The 13,082-nt window shown below is 64.1% G+C and carries 12 protein-coding genes; 6 read left to right on the top strand and 6 right to left on the bottom strand.

Annotated elements, in window-relative coordinates; genetic code table 11:
* Position 1 precedes the first annotated feature (1 nt).
* Positions 2 to 1,717, bottom strand: a complete 1,716-nt coding sequence (ilvD, locus tag L0U84_RS11285) for a dihydroxy-acid dehydratase (protein ID WP_233849892.1) — start codon at positions 1,715 to 1,717, stop codon at positions 2 to 4.
* An 88-nt stretch (positions 1,718 to 1,805) separates the two neighbouring features.
* On the opposite strand from ilvD, the gene L0U84_RS11280 reads away from it, so the two are divergent.
* Both L0U84_RS11280 and L0U84_RS11275 read left to right on the top strand, forming a co-directional pair.
* Entirely contained in the window at positions 1,806 to 2,768 is a 963-nt protein-coding gene (locus tag L0U84_RS11280; protein WP_233849890.1) for a LysR family transcriptional regulator, read from the top strand.
* A 483-nt stretch (positions 2,769 to 3,251) separates the two neighbouring features.
* Positions 3,252 to 4,787 carry a tetratricopeptide repeat-containing sulfotransferase family protein gene (locus L0U84_RS11275; protein ID WP_233849888.1) on the top strand — a complete coding sequence of 512 codons (1,536 nt, stop codon included), beginning with the start codon at positions 3,252 to 3,254 and terminating at the stop codon, positions 4,785 to 4,787.
* On the opposite strand, the gene L0U84_RS11270 is transcribed toward L0U84_RS11275, so the two are convergent.
* Together L0U84_RS11270 and L0U84_RS11265 are read right to left on the bottom strand one after the other, a co-directional pair.
* Positions 4,763 to 5,008, bottom strand: a complete 246-nt coding sequence (locus tag L0U84_RS11270) for a hypothetical protein (RefSeq protein ID WP_233849886.1) — start codon at positions 5,006 to 5,008, stop codon at positions 4,763 to 4,765. The genes L0U84_RS11275 and L0U84_RS11270 overlap by 25 nt on opposite strands.
* A 247-nt stretch (positions 5,009 to 5,255) precedes the next feature.
* A complete protein-coding gene (locus L0U84_RS11265) occupies positions 5,256 to 5,483 on the bottom strand; it encodes a DUF3820 family protein (RefSeq protein WP_233849885.1) in 228 nt (75 codons plus the stop codon).
* A gap of 172 nt (positions 5,484 to 5,655) precedes the next feature.
* On the opposite strand from L0U84_RS11265, the gene L0U84_RS11260 reads away from it, so the two are divergent.
* On the top strand, positions 5,656 to 6,708 hold the full coding sequence (locus tag L0U84_RS11260) for an NADP(H)-dependent aldo-keto reductase (RefSeq protein WP_233849884.1): 1,053 nt from the start codon (positions 5,656 to 5,658) through the stop codon (positions 6,706 to 6,708).
* Between the two features lie 180 nt (positions 6,709 to 6,888).
* Here L0U84_RS11260 and L0U84_RS11255 read toward each other — a convergent pair whose 3' ends face one another.
* Positions 6,889 to 8,313: a M20 family metallopeptidase gene (locus tag L0U84_RS11255; protein WP_233849883.1), complete on the bottom strand. Its 1,425-nt coding sequence runs from the start codon at positions 8,311 to 8,313 to the stop codon at positions 6,889 to 6,891.
* 252 nt (positions 8,314 to 8,565) lie between these two features.
* Between L0U84_RS11255 and L0U84_RS11250 the strand changes: the two genes are divergently transcribed.
* Positions 8,566 to 9,567 (top strand): LysR family transcriptional regulator, encoded by a 1,002-nt coding sequence (locus tag L0U84_RS11250; RefSeq protein ID WP_233849882.1) that lies wholly within the window; start codon positions 8,566 to 8,568, stop codon positions 9,565 to 9,567.
* 284 nt (positions 9,568 to 9,851) lie between these two features.
* Positions 9,852 to 10,274, top strand: a complete 423-nt coding sequence (locus tag L0U84_RS11245; RefSeq protein ID WP_013089291.1) for a hypothetical protein — start codon at positions 9,852 to 9,854, stop codon at positions 10,272 to 10,274.
* A gap of 102 nt (positions 10,275 to 10,376) precedes the next feature.
* Here L0U84_RS11245 and L0U84_RS11240 read toward each other — a convergent pair whose 3' ends face one another.
* Both L0U84_RS11240 and nodI read right to left on the bottom strand, forming a co-directional pair.
* Positions 10,377 to 11,204 carry an ABC transporter permease gene (locus L0U84_RS11240; RefSeq protein ID WP_233849881.1) on the bottom strand — a complete coding sequence of 276 codons (828 nt, stop codon included), beginning with the start codon at positions 11,202 to 11,204 and terminating at the stop codon, positions 10,377 to 10,379.
* 19 nt (positions 11,205 to 11,223) lie between these two features.
* Entirely contained in the window at positions 11,224 to 12,138 is a 915-nt protein-coding gene (nodI, locus tag L0U84_RS11235; protein ID WP_233849880.1) for a nodulation factor ABC transporter ATP-binding protein NodI, read from the bottom strand.
* Positions 12,139 to 12,559: 421 nt separating this feature from the next.
* Between nodI and L0U84_RS11230 the strand changes: the two genes are divergently transcribed.
* The gene (locus L0U84_RS11230) at positions 12,560 to 13,027 is read left to right on the top strand and encodes a universal stress protein (RefSeq protein WP_062122949.1); all 468 of its coding nucleotides are present in this window, start codon (positions 12,560 to 12,562) and stop codon (positions 13,025 to 13,027) included.
* The last annotated feature ends 55 nt before the right edge of the window (positions 13,028 to 13,082 follow it).

Here is a 13,082-nt window from a genome sequence, read left to right as displayed (position 1 = left end):
GTCAGCGACCCTCTTGCGTACGCGATGCGTCGAGAACGACGCCTTGCGGCGTTTCGCTGACCGTAGCGCGGTAAATCTTCAGCCAGCCCGTGTCGTTGACCGGTGCGGGTTTTTTCCACACGGCGCGGCGCTGTTCAAGCACGGCCTCATCAACGAGCAGGTCGCATACGCGGCGATCCAGGTCGATGTCGATCAGGTCGCCATCTTCCACGAGTGCCAGCGGTCCGCCCGTTGCAGCTTCCGGTGAGACTTCCGCGACCACGAGACCCTTGCATACGAGGCCCGAGAGGTGGCCATCGGTGAGCATGGCGACTTCTTCGCCGAGGCCTGCGCCGTCGATGGCGAACACGACACGCGATGCACCGCCGCCCATTGCCGGACCACCGCAAGCACCGGCGCCCCGCATGACGACCACCCGGCCGGGCTTCACGCGACCGTCCTTGATTGCCGCGATCGCTTCATCGGAAGTCCAGAAGCAGATCGCTTCGCCCTTGAATACGCGAGCCTTGGTCGGCGATATGCCGAACTTGACGATGCCGGTTTGCGGCGCGAGGTTGCCTCGCACCAGGATAATCGCCGCGCTATTGGCAAACGGGTTATCGACTTGGCGGATAACGTCGGCGTCAGCAATCGTCACGTCAGCGAGATTTTCGGCAACGGTTTTGCCCGTCACCGTCATTGCGCTCGTGTCCAGCAAGGATTCGAGGCGCTTCATCACGCCGCGCGCGCCGCCGGCAGCTTCCAGTTGCTCGATGGTGTGCGAGCCGACTGGACGAACACCGGTGATGACCGGCGTTTGATCTGCGCAATCTTCGAACAGCTTGTAAATATCGACGTCGATCTGGCCTTCCGTCGCAACGGCCTGCAGGTGCTTGACGGAGTTGATCGAGCCGCCGACTGCAAGAACCGCCTTCACGGCGTTGGCGAATGCACCCGGCGTGAGAATGTCGCGCGGACGCTGGTCATCGAGGACCATCTGAACGATGCGCGCACCGGCTTCACGCACATGGTTGAACATTTTTTCGCTGTTGGCTGCAACCGGCGTGCTGCCCGGCAGGGCCATGCCCAATGCTTCGCAGACGATATGCATCGAATTGGCCGTGCCGAGACCCGAGCAAACACCAGGGCCGCGAATGGCGTTCTGGCTCATGCCGATCAGGTCCTCGACAGGCAGCTTGCCGGTGAGCGTATGCATCGCGCCGACAAACACATCTTCGATGTCGACGTGCTCGCCCTTGTATTCGCCGCTCGGCTGGTAGCCGCAGGCCACAACGATGGTCGGCACGTTCAGGCGGGCTGCGGCCATCAGCTGACCCGGGATCGTCTTGTCGCAGGATACGAGGCACACCATACCGTCAAGCTGCGCGCCTTCAACAGCAACTTCGATGTCGTTCGTGATGAGATCGCGCGCCGCCAGCATGTACGCGCCGCGCGCGCCTGCGCCGGTGATGAAATCGCTCGGCGCCGCGGTTCGGATTTCGAACGGCAGCGCGCCCGCTGCGCGGATTGCGTCCTTCAGTTGGGCGGCGATGCCGTCGAGGTGGCTGAAGCAGGTTGCGAGCTCGGATGACGAATTGACGATCGCGATCTTCGGTTTGGTCAGGTCTTCTTCGCTGATGCCGAGATTGCGCCACTGGGCGGCACGCACTGCGCCGAGGTAGGAACCGCGCGGGAAATTGCTGCGCAATGGGCGTTGCGGCTTTTGTCCTTCAGACATGGCGTCTCACTCCTTTGGTATGGAAACGATGTTAAGAATCGGGATAAAATCCGTCAATTATGTGACGTCGATAGGGATCATCCAAATTATGGATATTCGTCAGGTCGATCTGAACCTGTTAAAGGTTTTCGACGCGCTGCTGAAGAAGCGGCACGTGACCCAGGCGGGTGCGAGCATCGGGCTGAGCCAGCCGGCGATGAGCTACGCGCTGTCGAAGTTGCGTGAGCTGTTCGGCGATCCGCTATTCGTGCGCACTGGGCGCGGGATGGAACCTACACCGCGCGCGCAGGCGCTCGGCGATCCGGTCGCGCGGCTGCTCGATCTCGTGCAGCTCGAGATCCTGCCGGCCCCCGAGTTCCGACCGGCGGAGTCGTCGCGTACCTTCGTCCTGTGCATGTCGGATATCGGCGAGATGGTGTTTCTGCCGCGCCTGCAGAGCTTTCTGGCGAAAGCAGCGCCGCACATACAGATTAAGACAGTAGCGCTCAGCATGCCGGATCTGGAGGAGGGGCTTGCGAGCGGTGATGTCGATCTCGCGATCGGCTACTTTCCGGGGTTGAACAGCGAGTCGCTCAAGCGCAAGGCGCTGTACCGGCACGAGTACGTGTGCATCGCCCGCGACGACCATCCGCAGATTGGCGACACGTTATCGCTCGACCAGTATAAGGAGGCCGCGCACGTGGTGGTCCACGCCGACGGCCGCGAGCAGGATGTGCTCGAACGCGCGCACGAACGGCTCAAGATCCGCATCAACGTGCGTTTCAACGTGCCGCGCTTTATCGGGGTGCCATTCATCGTCGCCGGATCGGACATGATCGCGGCGGTCCCTCAGGCGGTCGGGCGACGCTTCGCGGAATTCGTGAATGTGAAGCTGCTGCCCTTACCGTTTCCCGCTCCGACATATGACTTCTATCTGCACTGGCATCCGCGTTTTCATCACGAGCCGGCCAACTGCTGGATCCGCGACGCGATGAGCGACCTCATTAAGGGACCGATGCGGCTTGAGCCGCTGGCGAACACGAAGCGGATGCGTATGAACACTGCGTCGTAGCGTTCGGTTAGATGCTATATACGTTACCAACCCGCGCTCGGCTTACCTCGGCCCAATCCGGGTTGGGACATTTATCGTACAACATGGGAACGGCCACCGTCACCGGGCACTGACGCATGCGTAGTAGGGCTGCGCATAGCCGTATTCCGCTGGCGGCGCGACGACGCATCCAGTGATGCTCGCTGCCGCTGCCGCTGCCGCTGCCGCTGCCGCTGCCGCTAGCAGCGATTCTTTCGCCAATCTTCCCGTTCATTACCGGGTGGCGCTGCGGTAACACTTCGTTAACGATTCGAAACGCTACTGAAGGGCACGGCTGCTAACGTCCGTTCAACGATTCGTCCTGAGTCGGAAGCGATGCGCGTGCCTGCGCGGAAATCCCCGCTTCAGCCCGACGAAAGCAATCAACCCATTCGCGCGACGCCGCCGCCCGCTCGCCGTTGCGTCAGCCTGTCGCCAGTCCTCACCAGCGATTCACCGCCGTCAATGAAACCCGATTCCCAACCGGACACAGCCGAGCAATGGCGCGCCAAAGGCGACGCCTGTATCGCGCGCGGCGACGTCGAAGCCGCGCTGCGATGTTTCGAATCCGCCTGCGTGCTCGAGCCCGCCGACCCGAACCATCACGAGCGCCTCGCCGCGACGCTTGCCGTGCTGAGCCGTTTTGCCGAAGCCGAGGTCCGTTATCGCGAGGCGATATCCTGCGATCCGCACAACGCCGATTTGCATCACGGACTCGGCTGGACGCTCGAGCAATTGCATCGGCTCGAGGCGGCCGTCGACGCCTATCGCGAAGCAGTGCGTCTGAATCCGCGCGCCGACGGTTCGAGCAATAACATGGGCAACTGTCTGCAGGCGCTCGGCCGTTTCGACGAAGCGCACGAAGCGTACCGGCGCGCGATCCACGGCGCGCCGCGCGTGCCGCTCTACTACCGCAACTTCGTGCAGACCAAGCGCCTCGACGCCGACGATCCGGTCTTCGCGCAACTGGAGCAGCTTGCCGGCGACGCCGCCTCGCTTGGCCGCGCCGACCAGGCCGAGTTGCACTTCGCGTACGGTGCGGCACTATCCGGCGTGGGCCGCGATGACGCGTCGTTCGATCATCTGCTCAAAGGCAACGCGCTGTATCGCGAGGGCATGCGCTACAACGAGGCGGAATCGCTTGGACTGTTCGCGCGCTTGCAGCAGCTGTTCGACGTGGATACGCTCGCGGCGGCAGGCGGTATCGGCGATCCGTCGGCGGCGCCGATTTTTATCGTGGGTATGCCGCGTTCCGGCTCGACGTTGATCGAGCAGATTCTCGCGAGTCATCCGCGCGTGTTCGGCGCGGGCGAACGCACCGAATTCGGCGAGGCACTGGTCCAATGCATTCGCCGTGACGCAGGCGATCCATTGCGGATCGACATCGAGGCCTTGGAGCAAGCGGGCGCGGCGCAATGGAGCGCGCTCGGCGCGGACTATCTGCGGCGCATGCGGCGCGTGGTCGCGGAACTGGACGGACCGCTCGCGCGCTTTACCGACAAATATCCGTTCAACTTCATCAACGTCGGCCTCATCCATCTCGCGCTGCCGAACGCGCGCATCATCCACAGCCGCCGTTCACCATTGCAGACGTGTCTGTCGATTTTCTCGCGCATTTTTCACGACGTGCCGTTCGGCTATGACCTCGGCGAGCTGGGCCGCTATTACCGCGCGTACGATGCGTTGATGGCGCACTGGCGGCGCGTTCTTCCCGCGGGCGTGATGATCGAGATCGAGTACGAGGAACTGGTCGACGGTTTCGAGGCGACCGTGCGTCGCATGCTCGCGCATTGCGGACTCGAGTGGGACGAACGTTGCCTCGCGTTTCACGAAACGACGCGGCGCGTGAGCACCGCGAGTTCGGCGCAGGTGCGCCGACCGCTGTATCGAACCTCGATACGGCGCTGGCAGCCGCGCCGCGAATTGCTCGAACCGCTATGGGAAGGTCTCGGACCGGAGCTGGCGGCGGCCGAAGCTCAGCGCGCGAGCGTCGATAGGTGATGCAGCCACGGGTACACGCCGACAAGGAACGCCGCGTAGAGCGCGGCCATCGTCACGCCGGCAGCCGTGCCCCAGACGTCGCGCGAGGCCGCGCCCTGGCGAAAGTGCACGGGCAGTCCGACCACCACGTAGCCGATCACGAAGAACAGGATCACCGCGCGCACCGGCGACAGATCGTGGCCGATGAATTCGAGCAACGCGGACAGGTTGAATTGCGACATGGACACACGGGCATTCACGAAGGCGGGGGATCTCACGGCGCCGGAACACATCGAAACGGTTCAGTGAACGACGACTGAACCGCTTCACTATCGACGTTTCACGGCGCGACGACCTATGCCGATTAAAGGCCACGCCAACGCGATTCGCAAGAAAAAACCTGTATGAATTTGTACTGGCCTACATTGCTTGCAGCTTGCCTGTCTCGCGACTTTCAGCCGGCTTGACAACGCTTTCACGGCGGCGGTTTCAGCGCGCCTGGAACTTCGGTTTGCGCAACGGCGCGAGCAGCGGTTTCAAACCGTTGTGATCGATCTCGTGCATCAACGCGAGCAGGCGGCCGATCTCACCGGGTGGAAAGCCCTGGCTCGCGAACCAGTTCAGATAATGGCCGGGCAGGTCGGCGATCACGCGGCCTTTATATTTCCCGTAGGGCATCACGCGCGTGACCAGCAATTCGAGGTGTTCGTGATTCATGGCAACGAAGTCGTGATGAAACGCGCATCGAGAGCGCAAAGTGCGTACCGCGAAAGAGTCGTCACGCGGCGCGCTGCAACGCATGGGCTTCGCATTCTAGCCTTGCTGCAGGTAATGTGCCGGCGTGGTAACGTCTGCGCTTTCAGTTCACCTCTTCAACAGGACAAGTTAGATGGAATACCGCAGACTCGGCGACTCCGACGTGCAGGTTAGCCTGATTGGTCTCGGCACGATGACGTGGGGCGAGCAGAACACCGAGCAGGAAGCGCACGCGCAGATCGACTATGCGCTCGATCACGGCGTCAACCTGATCGACACCGCCGAAATGTATCCGGTGCCGCCGCGCGCCGAAACGCAAGGTTCGACGGAGCGCTACATCGGCACGTGGCTCGCGCAGCACAAGAGCGCGCGCGAGAAGATCGTGCTCGCCAGCAAGATCGCGGGCCCCGCGCGTCAGCCGCACAATCCGCGTCATATTCGCGGTGAGGGCAATCAGTTCGACCGCAAGAACCTGACCGAAGCGCTCAACGACAGCCTCAAGCGTCTGCAAACGGACTACGTCGATCTGTATCAGCTGCACTGGCCCGATCGCAGCACGATGACGTTCGGTCGCCCGTCGTATCCGTGGGTCGACGACGCGTATACGGTGCCGATCGAAGAAACGCTGACGGTGCTCGCCGAATTCGTGAAAGCCGGCAAGGTGCGCCATGTCGGCGTGTCGAACGAAACGCCGTGGGGCGTCGCGCAGTTTCTGCGCGCGGCCGAAAAGCTCGGCTTGCCGCGCATCGTCAGCATCCAGAATCCGTACAGCCTGTTGAACCGCACGTACGAAGCGGGTCTCTCCGAGTACGCGCATCGCGACAACATCGGTCTGCTCGCGTATTCGCCGCTCGCGTTCGGCTGGCTGTCGGGCAAATACGAGGGCGGCGCGCGTCCGGCCGGCGCTCGCATCACGCTGTTCGAGCGCTTTGCGCGCTACAGCAAGCCGCAAGCCGTGCAGGCGACCACGCGTTACGTCGAACTTGCGAAGCGCCACGGCATGACGCCCGCGCAATTCGCGCTCGCGTTCGTCAATAGCCGGCCGTTCGTGACCAGCAATCTGATCGGCGCGACGTCGCTCGAGCAGTTGAAGGAGAACATCGGCAGCGCGGAAGTGAAGCTGTCGGCGGAGGTGCTGGCGGAAATCGACAGGCTGCACGAGCTGCAGCCGAATCCGGCACCGTGATGTCGATGTAATTGCGATGTGCCTGCCATGGTGGCCCCGGCTGATCGTCAGGGCGGCCGCGGCAAGCGGATTGGCGTGTTGGGCCAGTCGTCCGATTCAGATACGTTGGTCGGACAGGCGCAGCGGGTCTTTGACCGGTCCCGCTGCGCGCCACTTCAAATCAATCGGCGTGAGCCGGATTCAACCCGCGGCCTTTGCCGTATCCTCCGCCACGCGCATCGCCGCAAGCGGCGAATTCTCGCCGAGATCCCAGAACAGTCCCGCCATCATCTGCAGACCTTCGCGCACCACGGGCCCGAGCAGATGCTCGTTCGGCGCATGCTGCGAGCAGGCCGGATAAGAATGCGGCACCCAGATCGTCGGCAAACCGAGCGTGTCGGCGAATACCTCGTTCGGCAGCGTGCCGCCGAGATTCGGCAGCAGCGCGGTCTTCTTGCCGGTGGTGGCTTCGAGCGACGCGAGCGCCCACGTGACCCACGGATCGTCGGGATCGAGCCGCGTGGCTGGCGCGCCGCGCTCGACCTCGAGTTCGACCAGCTGAAAGCCGTGCGCATCGAGATGCGCGCGCAGATGCTTGCCGAGATTTTCCCAATCGGTGCCGACCACGAAACGCAACTGGCAGACCGCGAACGCCGACGGCGGAATCGCGTTGACGGGGTTCTCCGGATTGCCGGCCTTGAAGGCCAGCACCTCGAAGCTGTTCCAGCCGAACACGCGCTCTGGCGCGGACAGACCCGGCTCGCCCCAGTTGTCGTCGACGGTGGGGTCACCTGGGCCTCCGCCCACCGTGATGTCGGCCAGCGCACGGCGCACGGCTTCGGGGATCGGCGGCGGACGCAGGCCCTCGACCGCGATCACGCCGCGCGCATCGACAAGACTCGCGAGCGCGTTGGCGAGCACCGTCGCCGGATTGCGCAGCAGGCCGCCCCAGTTGCCCGAGTGATGCGCGCCGTCGCGCAGGTTCAGCGACAGCCTGAAATTGACCGCGCCGCGCGAGCCGAGAAACACGGTCGGACGATGCGCGGCAAGACGCGGACCGTCGGAGGCGATCAGCACGTCGGCGGCGAGTTCGTCGCGATACGCATGACAGATCGCGTCGAGCCCCGGCGAGCCGGTTTCCTCGCCCATCTCGATCAGCAGCTTCGTGTTGAAGCCCAGTTTGCCGTCGCGCGCGGCAAGCGTGCTCGCGAGCGCGGCGAGATTGATCGAATGCTGGCCTTTGTTGTCGGCGGTGCCGCGACCGAACCAGCGCTCGCCTTCGACGGTCACCGCCCACGGCGTCAGCGGCGCGCGCCACTGGCTGTCGTAGCCGCGCACCACGTCGCCGTGGCCGTAGATCAGCACGGTCGGCAGATGCTCGCCTTCGTGACGGTTGGCGATCAGGAACGGTCCGAAGCCATCGACCGGGTTATCGGCGATGCGCGTGCTAAAGCCGAGGCGTTGCGCTTCGGGCGTGATCTCGTCGGTCAGATAGGACAGCAGCAGCGCGCCACGATCGCTTTCCTGGCTTTCGGTGCGAATCCCGACGCGGCGGTTCAGGTCGGCGAGAAAAGCGCCGGATTCGAAGTGCCGGGTGGCAAGCTCGATGGCCTGGTTGCGGCTCATTTCGATATCTCCAATAGCGGGGAACGGGTGAGTGGGGCAGAAGGCCGCGAGCACGATGGCTGGACGCCCGGCGCGGCCTTCAGGCGAATCGCATGCGAGGTCGTTGCGACCGATTCTAGAAGCGCGCCATTTTTGTCACAATGATCATGTTTCGAAGCTTGCGTTGCCGGAAAGGCAAAGCGTCGCGCGTCGCCTCGAAGCGCGGCAGCCACCCGCGGCATCGTTGCAACTGATTCAATGGAGGCGTCCCGGATGGCACGTTCACTGCATGGCATCGCGTTGCGTTATTTCGTCGAAGTCGCGCGCAGCGGTTCGCTGAGCGACGCGTCCGAACGGCTGCACGTCGCGGTATCGGCGATCAGCCGGCAGATCGTGCGGCTCGAGAGCGAACTCGGCGTGACGCTGTTCGAGCGGCGTCCGCGCGGCATGGCGCTGTCCGAGGCTGGCGAGCGGCTGCTCGCGTACGCGCAGCGCAGCCTGCTCGAAGCCGAGCACGTGATGAAGGAGATCAGCGGTCTCGCGAGCCTGCACGGCAGCCGGATCAAGATCGCGACCGCCGAGGGCTTCGCGGTCGACTTCCTGCCCGCCGCGATCGCGGATTTCCGCGCCGAGCATCCCGGCATCGATTTCACGCTGACCGTGATGTCGCCGGCCGACGCGACCCGCCATGTGCGCGACGGCGACGTCGATATCGCGTTGTCGTTCAGCCTCGCGCCCGAGAAGGGCGTCAAGGTCGAGCACACCGAACGCGCGCCGGTGTTCGTGCTGTTGCGCGCCGACCATCCGCTCGCGGCGCGCGCGAAACTGTCGCTCGCCGAGGTGAGCCGGTTTCCGCTCGCGCTGTCGGAAGCGGGCACCACGATTCGCCAGCTGATCGACATCACGTGCGCGCTCGAAGGCATCCTGCTCGAGCCGGACCTGATCTGCAACAACAGCGGCGCGATCTATCGCTATGCGCAGAAGTCCGGCGCGATCATGTTCACCGGGCTGCTGTCGGTGCGCGACCGCTATGCCGACGACGGCTTCGTCGTGATCGCGCTGACCGACCCGCAGATGCGCCAGCGCAGCATCCAGGTGCAGACGATGGCCGGGCGCGAGTTGCCGCCGTCGGTACGCGCGTTTCGCGACCATCTGATCGCGCGGATCGCGGCTGCGAAGCCGGTCGGGGAGCCGGCGGCGAAGGCGTTGAAGACGCCGAAGGCGGACGGGGCCCGCGGCAAGCGCACGCCGCGGCGCCCGCGAGGCGATGCATGAAATGCGACACATGCAACGCACTAAGCGGCAAATGTTCTCCCGGAATCCGAATCACGACCTAAACTGTGGTGGACGGCAAGGGCGGCCTTGAGAAAACGACCCTGATGGTGCGCGCAACCATCAGGCAAAACGGCGGAACAATGACAGTCGAGCCGCAGACATGTCGCCCAGCCCGCGATGCTGCAATGCACACAAGCGGCGGCAGGTGGACCCAAAAAGAAACGCGATGCGTCGTCCCAATGGCGCGTCGCCCACAACAACAGAGCGATAGGACCAACACATCCATGGCGCAACAGAAAACCAATCCGAAACTCGAGCAGGCGCTCACGCGCGGTGATCTCGCGATCCGTCAGGCAAACTCGGCGCGAGCGACCGCGTTGTTGCGTGCGCTCGCCAAGATGATCGTCGATGCGTCGGCGACCATCGGCGTGGAAGCTTTCACGCTGATTCACGACGGCGACAAGATCTACGATCCCGCCGATGGCCTATGGCCGCAGGCGCTGCTGATCTCGCTCGACGGTCCGGTCGAGGACGCCGATCCCGACGAATTGCGCACGGTGCGGCTGATCGCGGATGATCCGGCCACCGTGTTCCGGGTCGAATGGCAGCGCGCCGATGGCAAGATCGGGCGTCACGAGGGCGGACCGTTCGCGACGGTCGCGTTCATCTCCGACGTCGACATTCCATGGACCGATGACGAGGACTGAGCGCACGCGACGATAGCAAACGCCCAAAGCGACGACCAACGCGGCGCCGTCTCGCGCGGGCGCAGGTACAGCGCGGCACCACGTGCCGCCCGCGCGTTCGGCTTACTTCATCATGCGGCGCCGAAACAGAATCGCCGACACGATAAAGCCCCCGATCGCATAGGCGGCCAGCACGCTCACATGCAGAGCGGCGTGCTCCGTCGGCCGGCCGAGCATCGCCGGGCGCATCAGATCGACCGCACTGGCTAGCGGCAGCGCCGCGGTCACCGCTTGCGCGGCGCCGGGCAGTTGCGAGATCGGAAAGAACACGCCGGAGAGCAGCAGCATCGGCGTGAGCACCAGCGTCTGGTAGAACATGAAAAAGTCGTACGACGGCGCGAGCGCCGTCACGATCATCGCGAGGCTCGCGAACGCGAGACCGGCCAGCACGATGACCGGCAGCGCGAGCAGCATCGACGGAAAACTCGCGTAGCCGAGCGCGCCCGCCACCAGCATGATCGCCACACCCGACAACACCGATTTGCTCGCGGCCCACACCACCTCGCCGAGCACGATATCGCCGAGCGTGAGCGGCGTATGCATGATCGCTTCCCACGTGCGTTGCACGTGCATGCGCGAAAAGCCCGAATACATCGACTCGAAGCTCGCCGACATCATCACGCTCGACGCCACCGTGCCCGCCGCGAGGAACGAGATATACGACACGCCGTCGACGTGCCCGACCATCAGCCCGAGCCCGAGGCCGAGACCGAACAGATAGATCATCGGATCGGCGAGGTTGCCGAACATCGACGCGATCGCGAGCTTCTTCCACACCAGATAATTGCGGCGCCACACCGCGATCCAGTTCGTGGCGTTGGCGGGGAAGGCGCCGAACGGCTCCTGTGCCGATGGCGTGCCGTCGTGGGTTTCGTAAGTGCGTGCGTCCATCCAATGCCTCGCTGCGTATTCAGTCCTGCATTTCGCGGCCGGTGAGCCGCAGAAACACATCTTCGAGATTCGCCGGCCGATGCAGATAGCGCAGATCGGCGCGCTGCTTGAGGCGCATATGCACGGGCTGCGCGTCGTTCACATAACAGAACAGCGTCTCCCCGCTGATCTCGGTGCGCTCGGCGAGCGGCGCGAGTTCGTCGCGCAACGCAAACGGATCGGGTCCATAGATTTCGATCACGTCACAGCCGATCTCTGACTCGATCAGCTCGCGCGGCGCGCCTTCGGCGATCTTGCGTCCTTCCTCGATCACGCACAGTCGATGACAAAGCCGTTCCGCTTCTTCCATGAAGTGGGTGGTCAGCAGGATGGTCTTGCCGCGCGCGAGCAGCGAGCGCAGTCGCTCCCAGATCAGGTGGCGCGCCTGCGGATCGAGACCGGTGGTCGGCTCGTCCATGACCAGCACCTCGGGATCGTTGATCAGCGCACGCGCGAGCGTGAGGCGCCGCTTCATGCCACCCGACAGTTCGCTCACGCGCGCGTCCGCCTTGTTTTCGAGGCGCGCGAATTCGAGCAGGCCGGGTACCGCCGCGCGACACTGCGCGGCGCTCAGACCGAAGTAGCGGCCGAATACGAGCAGATTCTCGCGCACGGTGAAATCGGGATCGAGATTGTCGAACTGCGGCACCACGCCGACGCGCGAACGCGCGAGGCGCGCGCGGCCCGGGATCGGCTCGCCGCACAGGCGGATCGCGCCGGCGTCGGGCGCCGCGATGCCGAGCAGCATGCGCAATGTGGTGGTCTTGCCGGCGCCGTTGGGGCCGAGCAGCCCGAAGCATTCGCCGGTGTTCACATGAAACGACAATCCGTCGACGACTGTTTTTTCGCCGTAGCTTTTCCTGACCTGATGGAATTCGATGGGGGCGGCGGGCATGAGTCGAGCAAGGCTCCGGAAGAAGACACAACTTACGCGCTAGACACACAACATACCTGCGACGCACGCATTGCGCACGCGAAGCCGCCTATTCTAGGGTATCGGTCGCCGATGCGAGCGGGTGTCCGGGAACGCGTAATGCGTGGGGTGCGACGCGCCTGTCGGTGTTGGTCAGTGCCCGTGATCCGCAGTGGCGCGACCGGCGCGCCACGCCGCCCGCCGCGTGCCGACGCAACGTTCGCATACGAAGTTTTGCGATGCGGCATACGTGTGCAAACGTTGTCGCAGGGGGCCCAACGCTTGTGCAGACTGCTTCAGCATGCACCGACTATGCACTTAGCGTTTTCCATCCCTTGCAAGCCGAATTGCGGCGCACCATGATTGATTCAGACCGCGCTTTCCGCGCGAATGGAGAAAACAGATGGCGAGCTACCAGAAAATCCTGTTGTGCTACGACGGCTCGCGCGAAGGCCGCAAAGCCCTGCGTTGCGGTGCCGATCTGGCGTTGGACCTGAAGGCGGAAACGCACCTGCTGTCGGTCGTGGACATGCGTTCCAGCATCGCGCAAAGCGCGGGTCTGTTGACGGACGTGGCCTGCGGCAGCTTTGAAAAAACGGCCCGCGAGATTCTGCAGGAGGGCGTGAACTGGCTGACCGAGCGCGGCGTGAACGCGCAAGGGCATTTCGCATTCGGCCATCCGATCGACGAGATCGCCAATCTCGCCAACGAGTTGCAGGTCGACCTCGTGGTGGTCGGTCATCGCTGCCGGACGGGTTTGTCGCGATGGTGGATGGGGGCGGGCAACACGCCGCTGCTCGACCGCGTGTCGTGCAGCATTCTGGTGGCGTGCTCGTCCGCGCAGGAGCAGCAGCAGGCGGCCGCGGCGTAAGGCCGTGTGTCCCCGTGTGTCCCCGAGTGTCCCCACCGTGGTCGACATGCGAATG

The organism is Paraburkholderia sp. HD33-4 (genome assembly GCF_021390635.1).
In the GTDB taxonomy this organism is placed as follows: Bacteria; Pseudomonadota; Gammaproteobacteria; order Burkholderiales; family Burkholderiaceae; genus Paraburkholderia.
The sequence above is the reverse complement of the archived record's forward strand: the minus strand, read 5'-3'. Positions and strand labels throughout refer to the sequence as shown.

Excerpts from the sequence above, each read along its gene's own strand:
- ilvD (WP_233849892.1), bottom strand. The coding sequence starts at position 1,717 with ATGTCTGAAGGACAAAAGCCGCAACGCCCATTGCGCAGCAATTTCCCG.
- L0U84_RS11280 (WP_233849890.1), top strand. The coding sequence starts at position 1,806 with ATGGATATTCGTCAGGTCGATCTGAACCTGTTAAAGGTTTTCGACGCG.
- L0U84_RS11275 (WP_233849888.1), top strand. The coding sequence starts at position 3,252 with ATGAAACCCGATTCCCAACCGGACACAGCCGAGCAATGGCGCGCCAAA.
- L0U84_RS11270 (WP_233849886.1), bottom strand. The coding sequence starts at position 5,008 with ATGTCGCAATTCAACCTGTCCGCGTTGCTCGAATTCATCGGCCACGAT.
- L0U84_RS11265 (WP_233849885.1), bottom strand. The coding sequence starts at position 5,483 with ATGAATCACGAACACCTCGAATTGCTGGTCACGCGCGTGATGCCCTAC.
- L0U84_RS11260 (WP_233849884.1), top strand. The coding sequence starts at position 5,656 with ATGGAATACCGCAGACTCGGCGACTCCGACGTGCAGGTTAGCCTGATT.
- L0U84_RS11255 (WP_233849883.1), bottom strand. The coding sequence starts at position 8,313 with ATGAGCCGCAACCAGGCCATCGAGCTTGCCACCCGGCACTTCGAATCC.
- L0U84_RS11250 (WP_233849882.1), top strand. The coding sequence starts at position 8,566 with ATGGCACGTTCACTGCATGGCATCGCGTTGCGTTATTTCGTCGAAGTC.
- L0U84_RS11245 (WP_013089291.1), top strand. The coding sequence starts at position 9,852 with ATGGCGCAACAGAAAACCAATCCGAAACTCGAGCAGGCGCTCACGCGC.
- L0U84_RS11240 (WP_233849881.1), bottom strand. The coding sequence starts at position 11,204 with ATGGACGCACGCACTTACGAAACCCACGACGGCACGCCATCGGCACAG.
- nodI (WP_233849880.1), bottom strand. The coding sequence starts at position 12,138 with ATGCCCGCCGCCCCCATCGAATTCCATCAGGTCAGGAAAAGCTACGGC.
- L0U84_RS11230 (WP_062122949.1), top strand. The coding sequence starts at position 12,560 with ATGGCGAGCTACCAGAAAATCCTGTTGTGCTACGACGGCTCGCGCGAA.